At 70.3% G+C, this 22,093-nt stretch carries 21 protein-coding genes and 1 tRNA gene; 17 read left to right on the top strand and 5 right to left on the bottom strand.

What is annotated here, in order from left to right; all coding sequences use genetic code 11:
- Positions 1–15: 15 nt before the first annotated feature.
- The 16 genes from ACIBG8_RS48430 to ACIBG8_RS48355 all read left to right on the top strand — a co-directional run bounded on the left by ACIBG8_RS48430 (position 16) and on the right by ACIBG8_RS48355 (position 13,324).
- Complete coding sequence (locus ACIBG8_RS48430; protein WP_397350103.1) at positions 16–1,635, top strand: serine/threonine-protein kinase; 1,620 nt, start codon at positions 16–18, stop codon at positions 1,633–1,635.
- A 180-nt stretch (positions 1,636–1,815) separates the two neighbouring features.
- Positions 1,816–3,093: a phosphopyruvate hydratase gene (eno, locus tag ACIBG8_RS48425; protein WP_397350102.1), complete on the top strand. Its 1,278-nt coding sequence runs from the start codon at positions 1,816–1,818 to the stop codon at positions 3,091–3,093.
- A 130-nt stretch (positions 3,094–3,223) separates the two neighbouring features.
- Complete coding sequence (locus tag ACIBG8_RS48420) at positions 3,224–3,649, top strand: septum formation initiator family protein (protein ID WP_397350101.1); 426 nt, start codon at positions 3,224–3,226, stop codon at positions 3,647–3,649.
- Positions 3,639–4,127: a DUF501 domain-containing protein gene (locus ACIBG8_RS48415; protein WP_397350100.1), complete on the top strand. Its 489-nt coding sequence runs from the start codon at positions 3,639–3,641 to the stop codon at positions 4,125–4,127. The genes ACIBG8_RS48420 and ACIBG8_RS48415 overlap by 11 nt, the downstream gene beginning before the upstream one ends.
- On the top strand, positions 4,118–5,029 hold the full coding sequence (locus tag ACIBG8_RS48410) for an exopolyphosphatase (RefSeq protein ID WP_397350099.1): 912 nt from the start codon (positions 4,118–4,120) through the stop codon (positions 5,027–5,029). Before ACIBG8_RS48415 ends, ACIBG8_RS48410 begins: the two co-directional genes overlap by 10 nt.
- 165 nt (positions 5,030–5,194) lie before the next feature.
- Complete coding sequence (locus ACIBG8_RS48405; RefSeq protein WP_397350098.1) at positions 5,195–6,634, top strand: hypothetical protein; 1,440 nt, start codon at positions 5,195–5,197, stop codon at positions 6,632–6,634.
- Between the two features lie 97 nt (positions 6,635–6,731).
- On the top strand, positions 6,732–7,058 hold the full coding sequence (locus tag ACIBG8_RS48400) for a PadR family transcriptional regulator (RefSeq protein WP_397350097.1): 327 nt from the start codon (positions 6,732–6,734) through the stop codon (positions 7,056–7,058).
- Positions 7,055–8,008, top strand: coding sequence for a hypothetical protein (locus ACIBG8_RS48395; protein ID WP_397350096.1), 954 nt, complete (start codon positions 7,055–7,057; stop codon positions 8,006–8,008). Before ACIBG8_RS48400 ends, ACIBG8_RS48395 begins: the two co-directional genes overlap by 4 nt.
- A gap of 15 nt (positions 8,009–8,023) precedes the next feature.
- On the top strand, positions 8,024–8,809 hold the full coding sequence (locus ACIBG8_RS48390) for a uracil-DNA glycosylase (protein WP_397350095.1): 786 nt from the start codon (positions 8,024–8,026) through the stop codon (positions 8,807–8,809).
- A 93-nt stretch (positions 8,810–8,902) separates the two neighbouring features.
- Positions 8,903–10,222 (top strand): NAD(P)/FAD-dependent oxidoreductase, encoded by a 1,320-nt coding sequence (locus ACIBG8_RS48385; protein ID WP_397350094.1) that lies wholly within the window; start codon positions 8,903–8,905, stop codon positions 10,220–10,222.
- Positions 10,223–10,304: 82 nt separating this feature from the next.
- A complete protein-coding gene (locus ACIBG8_RS48380) occupies positions 10,305–10,817 on the top strand; it encodes a glycine cleavage system protein R (RefSeq protein WP_397350093.1) in 513 nt (170 codons plus the stop codon).
- Positions 10,814–11,335, top strand: a complete 522-nt coding sequence (locus tag ACIBG8_RS48375) for a peptide deformylase (RefSeq protein ID WP_397350092.1) — start codon at positions 10,814–10,816, stop codon at positions 11,333–11,335. The genes ACIBG8_RS48380 and ACIBG8_RS48375 overlap by 4 nt, the downstream gene beginning before the upstream one ends.
- A gap of 49 nt (positions 11,336–11,384) precedes the next feature.
- Positions 11,385–11,457 (top strand) — tRNA-Leu (locus tag ACIBG8_RS48370).
- Positions 11,458–11,615: 158 nt separating this feature from the next.
- Positions 11,616–12,404 carry a Bax inhibitor-1/YccA family protein gene (locus ACIBG8_RS48365; RefSeq protein ID WP_397350091.1) on the top strand — a complete coding sequence of 263 codons (789 nt, stop codon included), beginning with the start codon at positions 11,616–11,618 and terminating at the stop codon, positions 12,402–12,404.
- 216 nt (positions 12,405–12,620) lie between these two features.
- Positions 12,621–12,854: a DUF4287 domain-containing protein gene (locus tag ACIBG8_RS48360; RefSeq protein WP_397350090.1), complete on the top strand. Its 234-nt coding sequence runs from the start codon at positions 12,621–12,623 to the stop codon at positions 12,852–12,854.
- Positions 12,855–12,913: 59 nt separating this feature from the next.
- Positions 12,914–13,324 (top strand): PPOX class F420-dependent oxidoreductase, encoded by a 411-nt coding sequence (locus ACIBG8_RS48355; RefSeq protein WP_397350089.1) that lies wholly within the window; start codon positions 12,914–12,916, stop codon positions 13,322–13,324.
- Here the strand turns inward: ACIBG8_RS48355 and ACIBG8_RS48350 are convergent.
- Positions 13,321–14,298, bottom strand: a complete 978-nt coding sequence (locus ACIBG8_RS48350) for a hypothetical protein (RefSeq protein ID WP_397350088.1) — start codon at positions 14,296–14,298, stop codon at positions 13,321–13,323. The genes ACIBG8_RS48355 and ACIBG8_RS48350 overlap by 4 nt on opposite strands.
- Before the next feature lie 86 nt (positions 14,299–14,384).
- On the opposite strand from ACIBG8_RS48350, the gene ACIBG8_RS48345 reads away from it, so the two are divergent.
- Entirely contained in the window at positions 14,385–15,248 is an 864-nt protein-coding gene (locus ACIBG8_RS48345; RefSeq protein ID WP_397350087.1) for an ABC transporter ATP-binding protein, read from the top strand.
- Here ACIBG8_RS48345 and ACIBG8_RS48340 read toward each other — a convergent pair.
- The 4 genes from ACIBG8_RS48340 to ACIBG8_RS48325 form a co-directional block, all read right to left on the bottom strand.
- The gene (locus ACIBG8_RS48340) at positions 15,217–18,258 is read right to left on the bottom strand and encodes a BTAD domain-containing putative transcriptional regulator (protein ID WP_397350086.1); all 3,042 of its coding nucleotides are present in this window, start codon (positions 18,256–18,258) and stop codon (positions 15,217–15,219) included. The genes ACIBG8_RS48345 and ACIBG8_RS48340 overlap by 32 nt on opposite strands.
- Before the next feature lie 34 nt (positions 18,259–18,292).
- Positions 18,293–19,510 (bottom strand): acetyl-CoA C-acetyltransferase, encoded by a 1,218-nt coding sequence (locus tag ACIBG8_RS48335; protein WP_397350085.1) that lies wholly within the window; start codon positions 19,508–19,510, stop codon positions 18,293–18,295.
- A gap of 217 nt (positions 19,511–19,727) precedes the next feature.
- Positions 19,728–21,062 (bottom strand): PQQ-binding-like beta-propeller repeat protein, encoded by a 1,335-nt coding sequence (locus ACIBG8_RS48330; RefSeq protein ID WP_397350084.1) that lies wholly within the window; start codon positions 21,060–21,062, stop codon positions 19,728–19,730.
- 53 nt (positions 21,063–21,115) lie between these two features.
- The gene (locus ACIBG8_RS48325; RefSeq protein WP_397350083.1) at positions 21,116–22,093 is read right to left on the bottom strand and encodes an SGNH/GDSL hydrolase family protein; all 978 of its coding nucleotides are present in this window, start codon (positions 22,091–22,093) and stop codon (positions 21,116–21,118) included.

The following is a 22,093-nucleotide window of genomic DNA, read 5'->3' as shown; positions in this document are numbered from 1 at the left end:
CCCTATGATCCCCCGGTGGACGCGCATGGTTTATCAGTAGGCGGCTACCGGCTGACCAGGGTGCTCGGCGAGGGCGGCCAGGGAACGGTCTACGAGGCCGAGTCGCCGTCGGGGGCCAGGGTCGCGGTCAAGGTGCTGCACGCGCGCCTGGCCAGGGATCCGGAGATGCGCCGCCGCTTCCAGCGCGAGGTCGACAGCGCGCGCAAGGTGGCTCCGTTCTGCACGGCACGGGTGCTCGACGTGGACATGCTGAACGACCCGCCGTACATCGTCAGCGAGTTCGTCGAGGGCCCGTCGCTGCACGACCTGGTCAAGGAGCGCGGGCCGCGCGACGAGGGCGAGCTGTCCAGGCTCGCCGTGGCCACGGTGACCGCGCTGATGGCGATCCACCGCGCGGGCATCGTGCACAGGGACTTCAAGCCGCGCAACGTGCTGATGACGCACGACGGGCCGCGGGTCGTGGACTTCGGCATCGCCAGGGTCGTCGACTCGGCCACGGTGTCCACGGCGGCGATCGTGGGGTCGCCCAGTTACATGTCGCCGGAGCAGATCGCCGGGGCGGAGGTGGGGCCGCCGTCGGACGTGTTCAGCTGGGCGGCGTGCATGGTGTTCGCGGCCACGGGGCGGCCGGTGTTCGGCGAGGACAGCGTGCCTGCCGTACTGAACAGGGTGTTGAACGTCGAGCCTGACCTGACGGGGGTACCGGCGGCGATGGCCGGGCTGCTGGCGGCCTGCCTGCGCAAGGATCCGGCGCAGCGGCCGAGCGCCGAGGCGGTGCACGCGGTGCTGCTGGGCGGCGGCGACGAGCACAAGGTGACCAAGCGCGAGACCCCGGTGCCCAGGCGTAGCCGTAAGGGGATGGTCGTAGGCGCGGGGGCGGCTGTCCTGGTGCTGGCGGGGGCCGTGGCGTACGGGATCTCCGGGTGGGGTTCCGGCGGCGGCGGGGTCGCCGCGATGCCCGCGACGACGTCGTCCGCCGAGCCGACGGAGAAGGCGGAGGTCGTCCACCAGGTGGGGAAGAGCACGCCCAGGAGCACGCCGACGGCGACGAAGACGTCGGCGAAGCCCACCCCCAAACCCACGCCCACCCCGACTCCGACCCCGACGCCCACACCAACGCCGACGCCTACCCCGCAACCGGTCACGAAGTGGGGCGGGTTGCCCGGAGTCGAGCAGCAGGGGACGTGGGTCACCCGCGGTGGCATGGCCGCGCGGCTGACCACCCTCGAATCGGGGCAGATCTTCCGGCTGGGAACGAAGACCGCCAAGGTGGCGACGGTGTTCGTGCGGATGCGCGTCCTCAGCGTCAAGGTGAACCTCTACGGCGTCCAGGTGCCCTACGCGGACACCGGCGACCAGGTGCGGGCCTCCATCGACGCGGGACGCGGCCAGTTCCTGAGCGTCGGGGTCTTCGACGGCGTCGCGGCGGAGCAACGCTCGCCGCTGCCCGCCGGTTTCGCCTACGGGCGGGAGCACACGCTCAAGGTGGTCAAGAAGGGCGCGCACTACAAGTTCGTCCTCGACGGGCAGCAGATCCAGGTGAGGGACTTCCCCCGCGACCCCGGCCCGGGTCACGTGGGTCTGACGGCCACGGGCGCCAAGGTCGACTACCGCGGCCTCATCGTCGCCCGGTGACGAACTGGATCGGCCCGGTGGAGCGGGCGATGTCGAGCACCCGGTCGCCGGGGGACAGCGCGAGCATGGCGCGCAGCCTCCGCGCGCCAATGTAGGAGGCCTGGAGGGGGGCAGCCCTACCAAGGAGTAAGGGTCGATAGGCTCTGAAGGCATATAGCCGTCAGACTTAGGAGCACATCCGTGGCTACCATCGAGGTCGTTTACGCCCGAGAGATCCTCGATTCCAGGGGTAACCCGACCGTCGAAGTCGAGGTTGTCCTCGACGACGGCAGCACGGGTCGCGCGGCCGTCCCCAGCGGCGCGTCCACCGGCGCCTTCGAGGCCGTCGAGCTGCGCGACGGCGACGAGCGCTACGGCGGCAAGGGTGTGGAGAAGGCCGTCCTCGCCGTCACCGACGAGATCTTCGACGAGGTCCACGGCGTCGAGGCCGAGGACCAGCGGATCATCGACCAGATCATGATCGACCTCGACTCCACCCCCAACAAGGCCCGCCTGGGCGCCAACGCCATCCTCGGCGTCTCCCTGGCCGTGGCCAAGGCCGCCGCCGACAGCGCCGACCTGCCGCTCTTCCGCTACCTCGGCGGCCCCAACGCGCACGTGCTGCCCGTGCCGATGATGAACATCCTGAACGGCGGCGCCCACGCCGACACCAACGTCGACATCCAGGAGTTCATGATCGCGCCGATCGGCGCCGAGACGTTCCGCGAGGCCGTCCGCATGGGCACCGAGGTCTACCACGCGCTCAAGTCGGTGCTGAAGGAGAAGGGCTACGCCACGGGCCTGGGCGACGAGGGCGGCTTCGCCCCCAACCTGCCCAGCAACCGCGACGCGCTCGACCTGATCCTGGTCGCCATCGAGAAGGCCGGCTACACCCCGGGCGAGGACGTCGGGCTCGCGCTCGACGTGGCCGCCTCGGAGTTCCACAAGGACGGTGTCTACACGATCGACGGCAAGGGTCTCAGCGCCGACGAGCTCATCGAGTTCTACGCCGACCTGGTCGCCTCCTACCCGCTGGTCTCCATCGAGGACCCGCTGGACGAGAGCGACTGGGAGGGCTGGAACAAGATCACGAAGGCGCTGGGCGACAAGGTGCAGCTGGTCGGCGACGACCTGTTCGTCACCAACCCCGAGCGGCTGCAGCGCGGCATCGACGAGGGCACGGCCAACGCGCTGCTGGTGAAGGTCAACCAGATCGGCACGCTCAGCGAGACCTTCGACGCGGTCGACCTGGCGCACCGTAGCGGCTACCGCTGCATGATGAGCCACCGCTCGGGCGAGACCGAGGACACCACGATCGCCGACCTCGCCGTGGCCACCAACTGCGGCCAGATCAAGACCGGTGCGCCCGCCAGGTCGGACCGCGTGGCGAAGTACAACCAGCTGCTGCGTATCGAGGAACTTCTCGACGACGCCGCCCGCTACGCGGGTCGCGGCGCTTTCCCGCGGTTCCGGCGCTAGTTTCTCCGGAGCAACGAGCCGGGCCGAAGAGAGCGAGGAACGAAGCCAACGGAGGCCCGAGGGAGTGCGACCATAAGCACGCGGCTTGCGCCTGCCGAAAGGGCGCAAGCCGTACCAGAGGGGGATGAGTATGGCGAAAAGGCCCCAACTGACAGGTCGGGCCGCGATCCTCGCGGTCGTGGTGTGCGCGATCGCCATGAGCCTGGCCTACCCCGTGCGCGAGTACATCTCCCAGCGGCGCAACATCACCGCGCTGCAGGCGGAGAAGGCGCGGGTCCAGGCCGAGCAGCGCAAGCTGGCAGAGGACCTGCGCCGCCAGGCCGATCCCAACTTCCAGAAACGGGAGGCCAGGGAGCGGCTGCACTACTGCGACGCGGGCACCAAGTGCTACGTCGTGATGCCGCCCAAGACGGCGGTCAAGCAGCAGCAGGGCGGCGCGCAGGGGCAGCAGCAGGCCGCGGGGCCGCCGTGGTACCAGACGTTGTGGGAGTCGGTCGAGGCCGTCGACACGGGCAAGGGGAGCAAGGTCGACGTGGGGGCACAGGGTGGACAGTAAGGACGTGGCCGCGGTCGAGCGGCAGCTCGGCAGGGAGCCCAGGGGGCTGCGCCGCGTGGCGCACCGGTGCCCGTGCGGCAACCCCGACGTGGTCGAGACGGCGCCGCGGCTGCCCGACGGCACGCCGTTCCCCACGCTCTACTACCTGACCTGCCCCAAGGCCAACTCGGCCATCGGCACGCTGGAAGGCTCGGGCGTGATGCGCGAGATGCAGGCCAGGCTCGGCACCGACCCTGAGCTCGCCGCGGCGTACCAGGCGGCGCACGACGACTACATCGCCCAGCGTGACAAGGCCGCGCAGGAGGACGGGCTGGAGCCGCTGCCGCGCGACATGCAGAGCACGGGCGGCATGCCGCTGCGGGTCAAGTGCCTGCACGCGCTCGTCGCGCACGAGCTGGCGTCGCCCGGGAGCAACCCGATCGGCAAGGAAGCGCTCGACGCGCTCGGCGAGTGGTGGAACGAGGGACCATGCGTGTAGCCGCCATCGACTGTGGCACCAACTCCGTCCGTCTCCTGATCGCGGACATCGACGGCGACGTGCTGCGCGACGTCGAGCGGCGGATGGAGATCGTACGGCTGGGCCAGGGCGTCGACAGGACGGGCAGGCTCGCCCCCGAGGCGCTGGAGCGCACGTTCACCGCGATGCGCGGCTACGCCGAGCTCATCGCCAAGCACGGCGCGACGGCCGTGCGCGTGGTGGCCACGTCGGCCACCCGCGACGCGGAGAACCGCCAGGAGTTCGTCGACGGCGTGCGCGGGATCTTCGGGGTCGAGCCCGAGGTGGTGACGGGGGCGGAGGAGGCGGCGCTGTCGTTCACCGGCGCGACCAAGGGGCTGGCGCTCACCACCCCCTACCTCGTGGTCGACATCGGCGGCGGCTCCACCGAGTTCGTCGTCGGCTCCGACCGGGTGGAGAGCGCGCTGTCGGTCGACATCGGGTGCGTGCGGCTGACCGAGCGGCACCTGAAGGACGCGGGCGACCCGCCGTCGGTGGCCGCGCTCGAAGCGGTGGTCGCCGACATCGAGCGGGCGCTCGACCGGGTGACCGACGAGGTGCCCGTGGAGCGCGCGCACACCCTCGTCGGGCTGGCGGGGACCGTCACGACGGTCGCGGGGATCGCCCTCGGGCTGGAAACCTACGATCCGGAGCGGATCCATCACGCGATCGTGTCCGCGGAAAAGGTCCATGAGGTGACACGGCGATTGGTTTCCATGACCCACGGTGAGCGGTCAGAGATACCGGTGATGCATCCGGGGCGCGTTGATGTCATCGGTGCAGGTGGGTTGATTCTTGACCGCATCGTGAGGCGGTTCGCGTTTCCGCAGGTCGTGGTTAGTGAGCATGACATCCTGGACGGAATCGCCTGGTCTGTCCACTAAATCCGGACAATTCTGCCCCTAAACCCGTGTTGAGGGTGCAATCATTTCTATGATTAGGTAAAGAAGCTTTACGGGGGCTTTGCCATTGGGACCGGCACAGATGGTGCCGGCCTGGCGACCGTTCCCGAGCGCATCTTTTCCCCTCAAGGAATGGAGCACTCTCACATGAAGTCTGCTGGACTGGCACGCAGAGCGGCGGCGTTCGGCGCCTCCGCCGCCGTGCTGGCCACCATGGTCGCTGGGCTCATGTCGAGCCCCGCCCAGGCGGCTACCACCTCGGCCGGCACGGTCGCCAAGACCGCTGCCGCCACCAAGTCGAAGCCGAAGGTCTCGGTCTCGACGCCCAAGGCCGCAGACGCCGACTACCAGGGCGCCTGTCCTGTGAAGGTCGACATCTCCGCCAAGATCAAGGTCACGCTCAACGGCAGGACCGAGCTCGCCTACCGCTGGCTGCACGGCGATGGTTCCAAGGGCAAGGTGCAGGTCGTCAAGCTGTCCGGCCATGGCAGCAAGTACGTCAACGTCAAGGAGACGCTCTCCTTCGGCGGCAACGTCAAGGGCTGGGAGGCCGTGCAGGTCCTCGGCCCGCGCAAGGTGACCTCCAAGAAGGGCTACTTCAAGGTCACCTGCGTTGACAACGAGGTCGACCCCAACGCCCCCAGGACCTGGGTCAAGGCGTGGGCACACCCCGACGAGTACGTCGGCCCGTGTGACGGCCGCAGCGGCATCGACTTCACCGGTGTGATCAAGGTCAACAGCCCGCGCTGGGTCCGTTACCGCTGGATCCTCAACGGTGACGTCGTCGACCGCGGCGCGCTGAAGGTCTGGAACACCCGTCGCGTCGGCTTCGAGTTCGAGCCCCGCTTCAGCCACCGCGGCTGGGCAGTGCTCGAGGTCCTGGGCCGTGGCGGCAACGAGTCCGACCGCGTGCGTTACAGCGTGTGGTGCAAGGGCGAGCCGAGCCACGAGACCAAGGTCTCCGTCTCGACGCCGACCACCGGCACGAACCACAACACCTGCGCCGTCGGCGCCAACGCCAACATCTCCGCGACCGGCCGTGGCCGTGTCGAGTGGGTGTGGTCGGTCAACGGCACTGACGTCGCCAAGGGTGACACCTGGTTCAGCGAGGCCGGCACCAAGAACGTCGACCTGCCCGAGCAGGCGCTGACCGGCGCCGCTCAGAACGGCGGCAAGGTGTCGATCACGGTGAAGGGCCCGAACAACAGCGACGCTTCGTCGCAGTCGTACGCGGCCTGCAACAAGCCGTTCTCGGTCAGCACCTCCAGCATCTCGCAGGCTGGCGTGCGCACCGACCAGTGCGTCAACACCGCGTCGAGCAAGCGTGGACCCGGCGTTGACTTCGCCGCCACGCTGACCAGCACCGCCGCGGGCACTGTCTCCTACCACTGGGTGGTCAACGGCGTGCAGGACGGCCCCGAGCTGACCCGCACGTTCGATGGCGCGAAGTCGATCCCGGTGACCTGGGGCATCGGTGGCACGCACGACGCCACTGTGACCAAGGGCAGCATTCAGCTGGTCATCACCAGCCCGAACACTGCTTCTTCGTCGGTTCTCGCCTACAACGAGAGCTGCCCTGCCGCGTAAGTAGGGAGCTTCACGAGGAACCGGGTGGCCGTCTGGCCGCCCGGTTCTTTCGTTTCCTGGTTGCCGGTACTGCGCAAAGCGCAGTAGTGTGCATCGCGTGGATAGCAGCCAACTACTCAAAGGCGTGCTGGACCTGGCCGTCCTCGCCGTGCTCGACGAGCGCGACGGCTACGGCTACGACGTCCTGCGCAGGCTGAGGGAGGCGGGCCTGGAGGACGTGGGCGACGCGTCCGTCTACGGCACGCTGCGCCGCCTGTTCAAGGCCGGCGCGCTCACCTCGTACGTGGTCGCCTCCGACGAGGGCCCGCACCGCAAGTACTACGGGCTCAACGACGTCGGCAGGGCGCAGTACGCCTCGTCGGCCAAGACCTGGACCTCGTTCGCCGCCACCATGGCGACCCTGCTCAAGGAGCGTCACGCGTGACCACCCCAGAACAGTACGCACAAGCGGTACGTGACGCCCTCGCCGACCACCCGGACCGCGAGGAGCTGCTCGAGGACCTCGACGACCACCTGGCGGAGATCGCCGCCGAGCCCGACGTCCCGCTGGAGGAGCGGCTCGGCCCGCCCTCGGCGTACGCGGAGGAGCTGGTGGCCGCCTACGGGGGCCGGCCCTCAGCGGGGCCTAAGCCGCGCTGGCGGCCCGTGGAGCAGGCCAGGTCCCTGCACGCCGGGCTGCTGCGGCACGCGCCCTACCGCGCCTTCACGGGCTTCCTGCCGGAGCTGCGGCCCGGCTGGTGGGTGCTCAGGGGCTACGCGCTGGCCATGATGTTGCTGGCGCCGCTCTCCGGCGCCTGGCTGGTGCCCGGCGGGCTGCCCGACTGGGCGGTGGTCGCGCTGTTCGTCGTGGTCTCGGTGTGGGTCGGCAGGCGCTCGTACGGGCGCCGGATGTCGGCCGTGCTGGTGCTGGCCAACGTGGCCGCGGCGGTCATCGTGCTGGGCGGCATGGTCGAGGCGGCGGGCGCCAACCGGCACGACGACCCGGTCGCCTACGCCTACCCCCAGGTCAACATCGCCACGGTCGGGGCGGTCGACAACGAGGTCTACAACATCAAGCCGTACGCCAAGGACGGGACGCCGCTCACCGACGTCTACCTCTACGACCAGGACGGCAAGCCGATCACCACGAACCCGGAGGACTACGGCTACAAGGTCGACCGGACGTGCGGCGAGCCGGTGCTCAACCGCTACCCGCTCGCGCTGGTGGAGGAGCCGCAGGGCGACGTGGAACCGTCCCCGGCCGCCACCGCCTGCCCGACCACAACGCCCCAGCCCGTCATCAGCGTGTCAGCCACGCCCGAGGCGAAAGCCACTCCTGAGGTGACCGCCACACCGACGGCCAAGGCCACTCCGACGCCCACCAAGACCAAATAGGGCACCATCGACCGCATGAGCTTCGTTCCACCCGGCACCGGCTGGCCGGACGATCCGGCCGCGGCCGACACCCCCGTCGCGCACGATCCGGCCGAGGTGGCCGACCTGGCCGCCTCGGCGCGCACCGTCGCCGAGCTGTCGGCCAGGCAGTCCGTCTGCCGGGCCTGCCCGCGCCTGGTCACCTGGCGCGAGGAGGTCGCCGAGGTGAAGCGCCGCTCCTTCGCCGACGAGACGTACTGGGGCCGCCCGATCGCCGGGTGGGGCGCGGAGAAGCCTGGCCTGCTCATCGTGGGCCTGGCGCCCGCCGCGCACGGCGGCAACAGGACGGGCCGCATCTTCACCGGCGACCGCAGCGGCGACTGGCTGTTCGCCTCGCTCTTCCGCACCGGCTTCGCCGTACAGGAGACGAGCGTGCGCGCCGGGGACGGGCAGCGGCTCGTGAACGCCAGGATGCTGGCGTCCGTGCGGTGCGCGCCGCCGGCCAACAAGCCGGAGCCGGGGGAGCGCGCCGCCTGCTACCCGTGGCTGGCCAGGGAGCTCGCACTCGTGTCGCCGAGCGTGCGGGTGATCGTCGTACTCGGGGGATTCGCGTGGCAGGCGCTGTGGCCGGCGCTCCGCGAGGCCGGGTACGACCTGCCGAGCCCGCGCCCCGCCTTCGGCCATGGTGTCGAGATCGGCATCGGGCGGGGCGCGACGCTCATCGGCTCCTACCACCCGAGCCAGCAGAACACGTTCACCGGTCGCGTCACCGCGCAGATGCTCGACGACATCTTTGCCAGAGCGGCGACACTGGCAGTGTGACGCGTTGCATGTCCCAGGAAATGGAGATCTGAGGGGAATAGTTCTACGCTTGTGAATGCTTTCACAAGCAACACACGAGGATGGGACCTCAAGATGAACAAGCACATCTTGGTCGTTGGCGGAGGCTACGTCGGCCTCTACACCGTGCTGCGCCTGCAGCGCACGCTTCGCAAGGAGCTGAACGACAAAAGCGTGCGCATCACCCTCATCGACCCCCAGTCCTACATGACCTACCAGCCCTTCCTCCCCGAGGCCGCCGCGGGCAACCTGTCGCCCCGCGACGTGGCCGTGCCGCTGCGCCGGATCCTCAAGAAGGCACACATACTCAACGGCCGCGTCACCAAGGTGAACCACGCCGAGCGGACCGCCACCTTCCAGCCGGGCGAGGGCCCGGCCAGGGAGATCCCCTACGACGTCATCGTCATGGCCGCCGGTTCGATCTCGCGCACGCTGCCCATCCCCGGACTGACCGACATCGGCATCGGTTTCAAGGAGATCGGCGAGGCCATCGCGCTGCGCAACAGGGTGCTCGGACTGCTCGACGTGGCCGACTCGACCGACGACCCGGAGATCCGCCGCAGCGCGCTCACGTTCGTGGTGGTCGGCGCGGGCTTCGCGGGCGTCGAGGCGCTGGCCGAGCTGGAGGACATGGCGCGCGACTCGGTCAAGTACTACCGCAACCTCACCCAGAAGGACCTGCGCTGGGTGCTGGTCGAGGCGACCAACAGGATCCTGCCCGAGGTCGGCCCCGAGATGGGCAAGTGGACCGCCGAGCAGCTGCGCGAGCGCGGCATCGAGGTCAAGATGGAGACCCGCCTGGAGTCGTGCGTGGGCGGGCACGTCAAGCTCTCGAACGGCGAGGAGTTCGACGCGCAGACCCTCGTCTGGACCGCGGGCGTCAAGGCCAGCCCGATCGTGAACGCCACCGACCTGCCCGTCGACGAGCGCGGACGGATCAAGACGACGGCGAAGCTCACGATCGCCGGCACCAGGGACGCCTTCGCCGCCGGTGACGCGGCCGGGGTGCCCGACGTCACCGACCCGGGTCAGTACTGCGCGCCGAACGCCCAGCACGCCGTCCGCCAGGCCAAGGTCCTGGCCGACAACATCGTCAAATACCTCCGCGGTGACGAATTGGTCGACTACCGCCACAAGTACGTCGGATCGGTCGCCGGACTGGGCCTGCACAAGGGCGTGGCGAACGTCTACGGCGTCAAGCTTCGCGGATTCCCTGCATGGTTCATGCACCGCACCTACCATCTGTCCAGGGTGCCGACGCTGAACCGCAAGGTCCGCGTCGTCGTGGACTGGACCCTCGCCCTGTTCTTCAAGCGCGAGACGATCTCGCTGGGCGAGGTCGAACACCCGCGCGACGGGTTCAGGGCCGCGGTGGCGAGCGACCGCAAGAACTAGCCTCCCGTACGGCTGGCGCCCCGGCGTTCAACGCCGGGGCGTTCGTCGTCGGCACCCCTGGGAAAGGAGAGGGGATCCAGGGGTGGGGCTCTCTGCGGTGACCGTACTCGGCGTCGACCGGCCAGGCGTGATCGCCGCGGTCGCAGGTTCGCTGGCCGACTGCGGGGTCAACATCCAGGACTCGACGATGACGCTGCTCGGCGGCCACGTGGCGATGATGTTACTGGTGTCGGGCGAGCTGAGCGCCGTCGAGCTGGAGGAGCGGGTGTGCGCGCCCGACCTGGTGGTGACCGCGTCCGCGGTGAGCGCGCGGCCCGACTTCAGCCGCGAGCGGACCGGGCTCGGCTACGTGCTGACCGTGCACGGGCCCGACCGTCCCGGCATCATCTCGGCGGTCAGCGGGGTGCTGGCCGCGGTGGGCGGCAACATCACCGGGATGAGCACCAGGCTCACCGGGCGCCTCTACGTGCTGATCGCCGACGTCGAGCTGCCAGGGCTGGTGGACGTGGCCGAGCTGATGCGGCGGCTGGCGGCCGTCGGGTCCAGGCTCGGGTCCGAGATCACCTTCAGACCGGCAGAGCCGGAGCTGCTGTGATCGAGCCGGGCACCGTACGCGAGATCATCGACGCCCCGCACGCCGTGCTGTCGGCTCCGGCCGATCCGGTGGATCCGCAGGACCCCTCGGTGGTGGCCGCCGCAGCCGACCTGCTCGCCACGATGCGTGACACCCCGCACACGGCGGGTCTCGCCGCGCCCCAGATCGGGGTTGCCTGGCGGCTGATCGCCTTCGACGCGGGGCGGCATCCGAGGAGCAGGTCGTCGGCAGGCGAACTCGTCCTCGTCAATCCGCAACTCGCGCAGGCCTCCCGCTGGGAGTCCGGGCGGGAGGCGTGCGCCTCCGTGGCGGGGCTGGCCGCCGAAGTACCGCGAGCCACAAGGATCATCGTTTATGGCCGTTTACCAGGCACGGGAGAGCTGATCACGATCCAGGCGGACGCCTTCGAGGCTCGCTGCATTCAGCATCAAATGGACCATTTGGACGGCGTGCTCTTTCTGGACAGAGTCGGTGGAGCTACAGCACTTCACCGCAGACTTCACAGTTGTGACGCATGATGCCAAGTTGTGCTCCTCGGGAGCATGGTCCATTTCGTATGATTGCGGCGCCCCCGTAGCCCAATGGCAGAGGCAAACCCCTTAAAAGGGTTGACGTGCGGGTTCGAATCCCGCCGGGGGCACTGCCTCTGCCAGGCACTATCGCTGACAGACGACGAGACGACCACGCATGGTGAGCTCGGGAACTTCGGGCTCCACACGATCGTTAGAAGCTTGCGAATACACATGGGACGCATGGCCCAATAGGCTGATCGCACAGGTCCGCGGCGTGGAGGCAGTGATGGAGAGCAGGAACCCCGTATTCAGCCGGGGCCGGCAGAACACGGCAGGCAGCTGGGGCGCCCCCGGCCCGACCCCCAGTCAGCTTCAGAACATGTACGACGCACCGTCGTACGCACCGCCCACCGCGCCCGCCTACCGGACGATGACGATCGACGACGTCGTGGTCCGCAGCTTCATGACGCTGGGCACGCTCGTCGTGGCCGGCGCGGCGGCCTGGTACCTCAACGTCGGCCTGGGGATCGCGATCGGCGCGGCGCTGATCGGCCTCGTGCTCGGTCTCATCGCCTCGTTCAAGCAGAGCACCAACCCGGCGCTGATCCTCGGCTACGCGCTCTTCTACGGCGTGTTCGTCGGCGCGCTCAGCCACTACTACGAGAGCGCGTTCAACGGCATCGTCGTGCAGGCGGTGCTCGGCACCGCGCTGGCGTTCGCCGCGATGCTCACCGTCTACTCGCTGCGCATCATCCGCGTCACCTCGAAGTTCGTGCGTTACGTGGTCGGCGCCGCGATCGGCATGATCGGCCTGGCGCTGGTCAACTGGATCGTCGGGTTCTTCGTGACCGGCGGCCTCGGCCTGCGTGAGGCGGGCCCGCTCGGCTACGTCTTCAGCATCGCGATGATCCTGATCGGCTGCTTCTTCCTGCTGCTCGACTTCTCCGCTGTCGAAGAGGGCATCAAGGCGGGCGCGCCGGAGAAGTTCGCCTGGCAGTGCGCCTTCGGCCTCACGCTGACCCTGGTCTGGATCTACCTCGAGGTGCTGCGTTTCCTCAGCTACTTCAGGGACTGACCCCGCACCAGCGCTGATCTGGGGCCCCGCCGTACGGCGGGGCCTCTTTTCTTTTGCCGCACCAGCCCCACCTTTAACGGCCTGGCGCAGGGGCGATGTGAACAGCACGCAACTGTTGATCTACATCCCGTAACGAAACGATGTCGGTTGGGGGGTTGCCATTCGTGAACTCGTGTTGCAGTGTCGAGCAAAGGACCTTAATCCGCGGAGGTGCCCATGTCCTTGAACCACTCAATGGAGACGCAGACGAAGCTCATCGCAAGGGTCCCCACGATAACGGGACGCGAACTCCCCGAGTGGTTCCAAGCCATCGACAACGGTCCAAGCTTCCTCAGGTGCGAAGAGCGGGCTCACTGGCTCGCCGAGGAGCATGGGATCACCCACGGCTACGCCGCCGCCATCGTTCTCGAGCACGAGCGGCACCGCCGTACCCGGATGGGCTTCATCTGAGCCGTCCTCAGCCTTCGCGCCCGTACCGGCAGACCGGTGCGGGCGCGCATCATTGAGCCATGGATCTCGACAAGGCTCGCGCGTTCGTCCGCGACAACCACAACGCCGTCCTCGCCACCGCCCGCGCAGACGGGCGGCCGCAACTGTCACCCGTGACGGTAGGCGTCGACGCTGAGGGGCGTGTGGTCATCAGCACCAGGGAAACGGCGGTGAAGACGCGGAACATCCGCCGTGACCCCCAGGTGTCGCTGTGCGTGCTCAACAACGGCTTCTACGGGGAGTGGGCGCAGTTGGAGGGGGAGGCCGAGGTCATCTCCCTCCCGGACGCCATGGAGGCCCTGGAGAGCTACTACAGGGACATCTCGGGCGAACACCCGGACTGGGACGACTACCGCGCCGCCATGGTCAGGGACAGGCGGGTGATCGTCCGCATCACCCTGACCAAGGCGGGCCCGACCGTCCACGGTTAGTGCTGGGGCTGCAGGGTCCTGATCGGCGCGACGGCGGCCCGCCTGGCTGACAGGGTCACCAGTACGGCTGCCGCCGCCGTGACCAGCAGCACCGCGCCCGCCACGGCCAGGGTCGCCGCGTCCGGGTGGACGAGGGACTGCCCGCGCCCCGCCTGCCAGGTCACGGTCGCGACCAGCCCCGCGTAGCCGAAGGCCGCCGCGCCGACCAGGCGGGCGCGCACCCTCTCCTCACGCAGCCAGGCGTGCCTGGCGGCGAGCGCGCCCAGGACGGCGGCCAGCAGGAGGAGCGCCTGGATCCCGTGCAGGGCGAAGAAGTGCGGCACGCGGAAGTCGCCGCCGGTCACGCTCCACCCGGTCAGGGGCATGCCGTTGCCGTCCGGGTCGCCGATGCCGTGGCCCTGGAACATGGGCACCCGGTGGCCGTTGGCGTCGGTGACCGTACGCGGGTGGATCTCGGTGACCATCCAGAAGAGCGGCACGAGCATGCCGAACGTGGCCAGGCCGAGGCCGGCGCGGATCGCCCTGGCCAGGGCGGCGCCGCCGGTGCGCTGGACCAGCACGACCACGGCGAGGATCAGCTGGGCGATCAGGATGATCATCACGCCGTAGGTGAGGATCGGGACCAGGGCCAGGGTGACCGGGTCGCTCTGGTCGGCGTTGAAGTGGCTGACGGTGCCCCTGGCCGCCTGGACGGTGATGGCGCCGACCTCGACGACCGCGGTCACCGCGAAGACCGTGCCGACCCACCGGGCCAGCCGCCTGCCCTTGTTCAGCTTGGTGAGCAGCCAGGCCAGCGTGCCCGAGTAGAGGGCGAAGGCGAAGGCGAACTTCAGCGGCTTGACCCAGACCGGCTCGCCGAGCAGGGTCCGGCCGTCCACCAGGGTCCCGACGCCGGCGACGGCCACGAGGCCGAGCATGAGGGCGGCGCACACCACCAGCGGGCGGTGCCAGGGACGGGATGACTCGTTGTTCATGGACGCCGACGATGGCGGCCGCCGCTGACATCCGGGGAACAGGGGCTGTCATCGGGATATCAGCGGGACCTGTCACGGTCGGGTCCATGACGTACACGATCCGCGCCGAGGGGCTGGTCAAGCGGTACGGGGAGACGCTCGCGCTGGACGGGGTGGACCTGGAGGTCCCCGCGGGACAGGCGGTCGGGCTCCTCGGCCCTGAAGGGGCGGGCAAGACCACCCTCGTGCGGATCCTGGCCGCGCTGCTGAGGCCGGACGCGGGCCGCGCCACGGTCGGCGGGCACGACGTGGCCGACGGTCCGGTGCGGGTCCGCGTCGCGCGGGTGGACGAGAGCCTGACCTGCCGGGAGAACCTGGCGTCCGCCGCGATGATGGAGCGGTTCGGGCTGGCCGAGGTCGCCGACCGTCCGGTCAGGGCGCTCTCCACGGAGATGCGCAGCAGGCTCCACCTGGCCACCGGCCTGGCAGGACGGCCGAGGGTGCTGCTCCTGGACGAGCCGACCAGGGGGCTGGACGCCCACGCGCGCAAGGAGGTCTGGGCGCTCGCGCGGCCGCTGCTGGCCCAAGACTGCACGTTGCTGCTGACCACGCGGCAGTTGGAGGAGGCCGACCAGCTCGCCGACCGGATCACCGTGATCGACCGGGGCAGAGTGGTCGCCGAGGGCAGCCCGCAGGAGCTGAAGCGGCGCGTCGGTCAGCGGCTCCAGGTGCGCACGAGCCTGCTGTCCGACCTCGACATCGTGCGCCCGATCCTGGCCGAGCTCACCGGGACCGTCCCCGCCCACGATCCGCACACCGGGCTGCTGACCGTGCCGATCGTCGATCCGATCCTGGTCTCCGCCCTGGTCAGGCGGCTGGACCGGGCCGGTGTCGGCCTCGACGAGCTGGGGCTCCGCCCGCCAGGCCAGGACGAGGTCTTCACGGCGCTGTCGCCCCGGCCAGCCGGGTGAGCGCGTCCTTACGCGGCAGGTCCGCGCCCAGGCGATAGGCCCGCTCGTAGCCGGGCTCGCCGAGCTTTCCGGTCAGGCGTACGGCGAGCTCGCGCAGCTCGGGTTCGCCGTGGTCGAAGGCGCCGCGGATCGCCTGGCTCATGCCGAGCGCGGTGGCTGCTCCAGACGGGTCGCCCTCCAGCGCGAGCACCCCGCCGAGCAGCTCGGCCGCCCAGGCCAGCCCGGCGCTCGAACCCTGCGCGAACAGCGAACCGGCCGCCTGGGGCAGCAGCAGCCGGGCCTCGGCCGCCGCGCCCTCGGCGAGGCGGTTCTCCATCCTGGTGCTCACGATCAGGTCCCTGGCCAGATCCTCGGGGATGGCGAGCGACTCCAGCTCGTCGAGGGTGCGGTCGGCCCGCTCCAGCTCGCCCGCGCGGCGCTGGAGGTTGGCCAGGCCGACCAGGATGTTGGCCTCCAGCCGCCGGTGGCCCTTCTCCGCTGCCTGGCGGCGCGCCACGAGGATGTCGCACAGCGCGCCGTCCAGGTCGCCGCTGCGCCTGCGCTCGCGGGCGAGCCTGGCCCTGGTGAGATACAGGTAGTCCTCGGCGCCCAGCTCCGAGCTGATCGCCACGGCGCGTTCCAGCAGGGCGATCGCCTGGCCGTACTCGCCCAGCAGGGAGTGGTCGCGGCTCAGCGGGAGCAGGCTCATGACCAGGCCCCAGCGGTCGCCCACCTCCTCGAAGCCGCGCAACGCCTCCCGCCGGTCGTGCGCGCCCGCCGCCAGTTCGCCCTGCTCGGTGAGGGCGACGTCGCGCGCCCAGTGAGCGCTGGCCCGCGCCCACGCGTCCCTCGGCTCCGCGTGGCCGGTGCCACCGGCGGCGAGGGACATGCGCACCAGCGGCAACGCCGGGTGGAACTCGCGCGCCGCGGCCGAGTCGACCGCGGGTCCGCTCGCTGCCAGCCGTACGGCATGCATGGTCGCGAGGGCGTGGTCGGGCAGCTCGTGACCGAGCCTCCGCACCTCGGACAGGAACGTCCCGAACTGGCCGCACATCCCCCTGATGCCCCAGTACCAGAACAACGCGCCGACGAACCGGGACGCGGTCGCCCCGTCCCCGGCGGCCACGGCCATCCGCAGCGCGGCGACCAGGTTGCCGTGCTCGGCGTCGAACAGCGCGATCGCGTCGAGCTGGCCTCCGGTACGCAGCAGCGGTTCGTGCTCCTCTGCCAGCGCCAGGAAGTACGCGACGAACCGCGCAGACAGGTCCTCGCCCGACTCGGCCAGCCTGGCCGCCCCATAGGCGCGTACGGTCTCCAGCATCCGGAAGCGAGGCTCGTCGGAGGTGCTCAGCAGCGACTTCTCCACCAGCGCGTCGAGCAGGTACGGGATGTCACCGGCAGGCAGCAGCTCGCCGGCGCACACCGCCTCCAGCGCGGCGAGGGTCGCCCCGCCGGGGAAGGCGGACAACCGGCGGGCCAGCACGCGCTCGGCCTCCTCCAGCAGGTCCCAGCTCCACTCCACCACCGCGAGCAGCGTCCGCTGGCGCGGCAGCGCCGTCCTGCTCCCCGAGGTCAGCAGCCGGAAACGATCGTCGAGGCGCTGCGCGACCTGGTTCACGCTCATCGCCCGTAGCTTGGCCGCCGCCAGCTCCAGCGCCAGCGGCAGGCCGTCCAGGCGGCAGCAGATCTCCACCACCGCGCCCACCGTGGAGCCGTCGAGCACGAAGTCGGGACGGACACCTGTCGCCCGGTCGACGAACAGCCGCACGGCAGCCGACTCCGCCGCGTCGGCGGGCCGCGAGGGCAGCTCCAGCGGGCCGAGATGGCACAGCGCCTCCCCGGTGATCGCCAGCGGTTCCCGGCTGGTGGCGAGGATCCCGAGCTGCGGCAACCGGTCGAGCAGCTCGTGGGCGAGCTCGGCCGCCGCGTCGAGGACGTGCTCGCAGTTGTCCAGGATGAGGACGGCCTCGCCGACGTCGAGCAGCTCGGCCAGCCGGTCGACCGGCGTGGCTTGCTGCGTCTGCCCCTGGGAGCTGAGCGCGCCGAGCATCGCGTCCGCGAGCTGGTCGGGGGCGGTCACCCCGGCCAGCGGCACGAACCACGCCCGCCGCCGATCCCGGGCCGCCGCCTCGATCGACAACCTCGTCTTGCCCGCGCCGCCCGGCCCGACGATGGTGACCAGCCGCGAGGAGTCCATCAGCACGGCCAGCTGCTCCAGCTCGCGCTCCCTGCCGACGAAGCTGCTGAGCTGCGCGGGGAGGCGGCACGGCACGGCCTCGGCCCGCGCGGAAGGCGGGGCCAGCTCGCCGCGGAGCAGCGCCAGATGGATCTCCCGCAGCTCGGTCGAGGGGTCGACGCCGAGCTCCTCTGCCAGCCTGCCGCGGATCTCCTCGAACACCGCCAGCGCGTCCGACTGGCGTCCCGTCGCCGACAGCGCCCGCATCCGCAGCCCGGCCAGCCGCTCGCTCAGCGGGTGTTCCGCGCCCGCCACCGCGAGCCCGGCCAGGGCCTCGGCGTGCCCGCCCAGCCGCAGCGCCGCGTCGAAACGGTCCTCGACGGCCGAAGCGCGGACCTCGTCCAGCCGCGCCGCGACACCGGGGGCGAAGGGCGCGTCCAGCACGTCGGCCAGCGCCGCGCCCCGCCACAACCCCAGGGCCGCGCCGAGCACGGCCGCGGCCTCCTCGTGCCTGCCCGCGGCCAGCTCCCGCCTGCCCTGCGCGGCTAGCTCCTCGAACCTGAGCGCGTCCACGTCCTGCGTCCGGGCGGACAGCCGGTAGCCACCCGCCACGGACGTCAGCGTTCCCGCCTCGCCCAGCGCCTTCCGCAGCCGGTACACCAGCGCCTGCAGCGCGCTGGCCGCGCCCGAGGGCGCCTGCTCGCCCCACAGGTCGTCGATCAGCGCGTCGGCGGACACCGGGCGACCGGCCTCCAGGGCCAGCCTGGCCAGCAGCATGCGCAGCCGGACACCGCTGATGTCGACCGGCTTCGCATGGTCAAACGCCCCAACCGGCCCAAGAAGGACAATTTCCACCAGGGCAGCTTCTCAGACCGGGGGCTGGGCCGTACTAGCTGAGCCTTTCGAGCAGCATGGCCATGCCCTGGCCGCCGCCGACGCACATGGTCTCCAGGCCGATGGTCTTGTCGTGGTGCTGGAGGCTGTTGATCAGCGTCGAGGTGATGCGGGCGCCGGTCATGCCGAACGGGTGGCCGACCGCGATCGCGCCGCCGTTGACGTTCAGGCGGTCGAGGTCGATGCCCAGGTCCTTGTACGACGGGATCACCTGGGCGGCGAACGCCTCGTTGATCTCGACCAGGTCGACGTCCTCGATCGCCATGCCGGCGCGGGCCAGCGCCTGCTTGGACGCCTCGACCGGGCCCAGGCCCATGATCTCGGGGGACAGGCCGGTGACGCCGGTCGAGATGATGCGGGCCAGCGGGGTGAGGCCCAGCTCTGCCGCCTTGGTGTCGCTCATCACGATCACCGCTGCCGCGCCGTCGTTGAGCGGGCAGCAGTTGCCGGCCGTGACGGTGCCGTCGGGGCGGAAGACGGGCTTGAGGCCGCTGACGGCCTCGTAGGTGGTGCCGGCGCGGGGGCCGTCGTCCTTGCTGACCACGGTGCCGTCGGGGAGCGTGACGGGGGTGATGTCCTTCTGCCAGAAGCCGTCGGCGAGCGCCTTCTCGGCGAGGTTCTGCGAGCGGACGCCGAACTCGTCCTGCTCCTGTCGGGTGACGCCCTTGAGCTGGGCGAGGTTCTCGGCGGTCTGGCCCATCGCGATGTAGATGTCCGGGATGTTTCCGGACTCGCGGGGGTCGCCCCAGGTCTGGCCGCCGCCGGCGAACGTCTGCGTGCGGGCCACGGCGTCGTTGAAGATCGGGTTCGTGGTGTCGGGCAGGGAGTCTGAGTTGCCCTTGACGAAGCGGGAGACGGCCTCGACGCCGGCGGAGATGAACACGTCGCCCTCGCCGGCCTTGATGGCGTGGAAGGCCATGCGGGTGGTCTGGAGGGAGGAGGAGCAGTAGCGGGTGATCGTGGTGCCGGGGACCCTGTCGAGGCCGAGCATCACGGAGACCACGCGGCCCATGTTGAAGCCCTGCTCACCGCCGGGGAGGCCGCAGCCGAGCATGAGGTCGTCGACGGTGTTGGGGTCGAGCTGGGGCACCTTGGCGAGGGCGGCCTGGATCATCTGGACGACGAGGTCGTCTGGGCGGATGTCCTTCAGCGATCCCTTGAAGGCTCGGCCGATGGGCGAGCGCGCGGTAGCGACAATGACTGCCTCAGGCATAGGGCCCTCCAGAGACTGTTGGCGATTCTCCAGAACTATATTTCACTACTCGCCAGTCACAACCTCCCGGGGTACGGCTGCACGCCGTCCCCTTTGCGCCACCGCAGGACTCGGCGCTCTCGAAGACCGTTGGTGAACCTCCAAGGGACCGTCTCCGCAAAAGAAGACGGCTGTCGCGCGGTGCTCCACCGGGCGACAGCCGTACAAGAGGAGAGATCTAGCCATACATCCCGGGGGAGTTGGCGGTGTTGTCCTTGATGCCGTGGATGGCGCCCTTCTCGTCGCGCCAGAGCCGCCACCCGTCCTGGCTGCCGGTGAACCACGACGGCGGCGCCGCGGGCTCCGCGATGCGCTTGCCCGTCGCCAGGTCGTACTCGCACACCGCAGCCACCGAGTAGAACCCCGGTATCTGCTGACGCAGCGCCAGCGGCTTGGGGTCGGTGACGCAGAACGACCAGCCGTGCTGCTCCTCCACCGCCACCCCCTTCCCCGTCGCCAGGTCGAACGCCGTGCCCTTGGTGTTGTGCTTGAGGAAGCCCAGCCGCTCCATCCGCTCGGGGAACGCCAGCCACCATCCCGACCCCGGCACCTGCGCCGCCGTGATCTGGCCGATGACCCGCCCGCTCTCCGAGTCGAGCCTGGCGAACCCGCCGTACTGCCCCTGCTGGTCGACGGGCCGCACCACGGGCGCGTAGCCGGGGCTCCCGCTGGGGTAGACGCGCACGACCGACGGGCGCATCCAGTTGATCGACCCGTCCGCGATCTTCAGCGAGAACAGGCCGAAGGTCGAGACCCGCTTGGTCTGCGGGTTCGTGTAGGGCGCGATGTAGCCGACCAGGTTGTCGCCGGTGGCGCCGAACGCCCAGCCGCCCGACATGTCGATGCCAGGGCCGAGCGCCTGCTCGATCGGCTGCTGCCACTGCAGCTTGCCGGTCTTCAGCTCGTACGACTCGATCATCGGGTTGGCGGCCAGCCGCAGCAGCAGGACGCGCCCCGCGTCGGACCACTCCACCTCGGCGATCCCTGGCAGCTTCCACAGCTGCTTGCCCGTGGCCGGGTCGAGCACGACGACCCGCGCGTTGCGCAGCGCGGTGTGCTCGGACAGGCAGATGTACGGCCCGCAGCGCTGCGGCCCGAACGTCGAGTGCACCGGCCTGACCCATTTCTGCTTGCCGGTGCGGGCGTCGCGGGCCATCAGGGTGGCGTTCCAGCGCCCCTTCTTGGCCGGGTCGAGGGCGACGACGACGCCGCTGACGATCGCGGGCGCCGAGACGCCCATGCCGGGCAGCCTGCCGGACATCGTCGCGGGGTAGCCCCACAACTTCTTCCCGCTGGCCAGGTCGAGGGCGACGGTTTCGAGGGAGCCGTCCTGCTTCATGGAGGTCGTCGTGACGACGCCTCCCGAGGAGGACAGGCGGCTGACCGCGTTGACCGTGGCGTTCTGCCAGGTCGGGAAGTCGGCTGTGGCGGCGTCTGAGCCGGAACATCCTGCCAGTGCCAGGGTTCCGGCGAGCACGAGGGCCGGTGTCGTGAGGGGCCGGAGCACGGGCATACCACTCCAATGGGGACGAGGAGTGACGGCTATGGCTCGGAGGGTGACCGGAGTCAGGCGTCGTTGTCCCCGAGCTTCCGGCGGAGCAACGTGACCCATCTTCCGTGGGGGCCCGTCGCGCGGCCGGCCACCCGGGTCGCAGTGACCTCGGTGCCAGGCTCCTCCGCGGCCGTAGCCGCCGCAAGGTAAATCGGTTGCAGTCCTTCGCCACGTGCGGGTTGTGGCTCGGGCCACAACCCCAACGCAGCGCATACAGAAGGTAGCACCGCGTAAGCAGCCTGTGCGTAACCTCGGTCAGATGGATGGAAACGATCCGGTCCGAACATTTCTCCGGGGTTTGTGGCGAATTCTGGCCCCAGGAGGTCGGCGAACGCCACGGTCCGCCCGCCCGTCTCGATCACGGACACCGTCTGCGCCGCGGCGAGCTGGCGGCTCCAGCGCCGCATCACCCAGCGCAGCGGCTGGGCGATGGGCCTGACCGTCCCGATGTCCGGGCAGGTGCCCACCACCACCTCGGCCCCCGCCTCGCGCAGCCTCCGCACCGCCTTGGACAGATGGCGTACGGCTGTCGCCGGCGGCGTCTGCGTGCTCACGTCGTTGGCGCCGACGAAGACGACCGCGACGTCCGGCCTGACCTTCACCGCCTTGTCCACCTGCGGGGCCAGTTGCGCCGAGGTGGCGCCCGACCTGCCGAAGACGCTCAGCCGTACGGGACGCTCCGACACGGCGGCCAGGCCGTACGCCAGGAGCACCCCGGGGGTGGTGGCCGGGTCGCTCATGCCCAGCCCGACGGAGGTCGAGTCGCCCAGCATCGCCAGGTGGATGGGCGTGCCGGTGAAATGGCCGTAGACGCCGTCGGAGTCGGGGCCCTCCATGCCGTGCGGGCGGCCGATGACCTTCCTCGCCACGAGGCCCTCGACGACCAGCAGGCCGTACGCGGTGGCACCCAGAGCGGTCAGCCCCCCGCCGCCGACCGCGGCGGCAGCGGCGATTCTGCGCGCGGCGCGCGCCACACCCGGCGTCCAGATCAC

Origin of the sequence: Nonomuraea sp. NPDC050556 (assembly GCF_044457355.1) — a bacterium.
Classification (GTDB): Bacteria; Actinomycetota; Actinomycetes; order Streptosporangiales; family Streptosporangiaceae; genus Nonomuraea.
Note: the sequence above shows the minus strand (reverse complement) of the source record. Positions and strands in the feature narration are given on the sequence as shown.

Bases quoted from the DNA above. Each gene is read 5' to 3' on its own strand.
- ACIBG8_RS48420 (WP_397350101.1), top strand. From the start codon at position 3,224: ATGGCGAAAAGGCCCCAACTGACAGGTCGGGCCGCGATCCTCGCGGTC.
- ACIBG8_RS48410 (WP_397350099.1), top strand. From the start codon at position 4,118: ATGCGTGTAGCCGCCATCGACTGTGGCACCAACTCCGTCCGTCTCCTG.
- ACIBG8_RS48405 (WP_397350098.1), top strand. From the start codon at position 5,195: ATGAAGTCTGCTGGACTGGCACGCAGAGCGGCGGCGTTCGGCGCCTCC.
- ACIBG8_RS48390 (WP_397350095.1), top strand. From the start codon at position 8,024: ATGAGCTTCGTTCCACCCGGCACCGGCTGGCCGGACGATCCGGCCGCG.
- ACIBG8_RS48385 (WP_397350094.1), top strand. From the start codon at position 8,903: ATGAACAAGCACATCTTGGTCGTTGGCGGAGGCTACGTCGGCCTCTAC.
- ACIBG8_RS48365 (WP_397350091.1), top strand. From the start codon at position 11,616: ATGGAGAGCAGGAACCCCGTATTCAGCCGGGGCCGGCAGAACACGGCA.
- ACIBG8_RS48360 (WP_397350090.1), top strand. From the start codon at position 12,621: ATGTCCTTGAACCACTCAATGGAGACGCAGACGAAGCTCATCGCAAGG.
- ACIBG8_RS48355 (WP_397350089.1), top strand. From the start codon at position 12,914: ATGGATCTCGACAAGGCTCGCGCGTTCGTCCGCGACAACCACAACGCC.
- ACIBG8_RS48350 (WP_397350088.1), bottom strand. From the start codon at position 14,298: ATGAACAACGAGTCATCCCGTCCCTGGCACCGCCCGCTGGTGGTGTGC.
- ACIBG8_RS48345 (WP_397350087.1), top strand. From the start codon at position 14,385: ATGACGTACACGATCCGCGCCGAGGGGCTGGTCAAGCGGTACGGGGAG.
- ACIBG8_RS48335 (WP_397350085.1), bottom strand. From the start codon at position 19,510: ATGCCTGAGGCAGTCATTGTCGCTACCGCGCGCTCGCCCATCGGCCGA.
- ACIBG8_RS48330 (WP_397350084.1), bottom strand. From the start codon at position 21,062: ATGCCCGTGCTCCGGCCCCTCACGACACCGGCCCTCGTGCTCGCCGGA.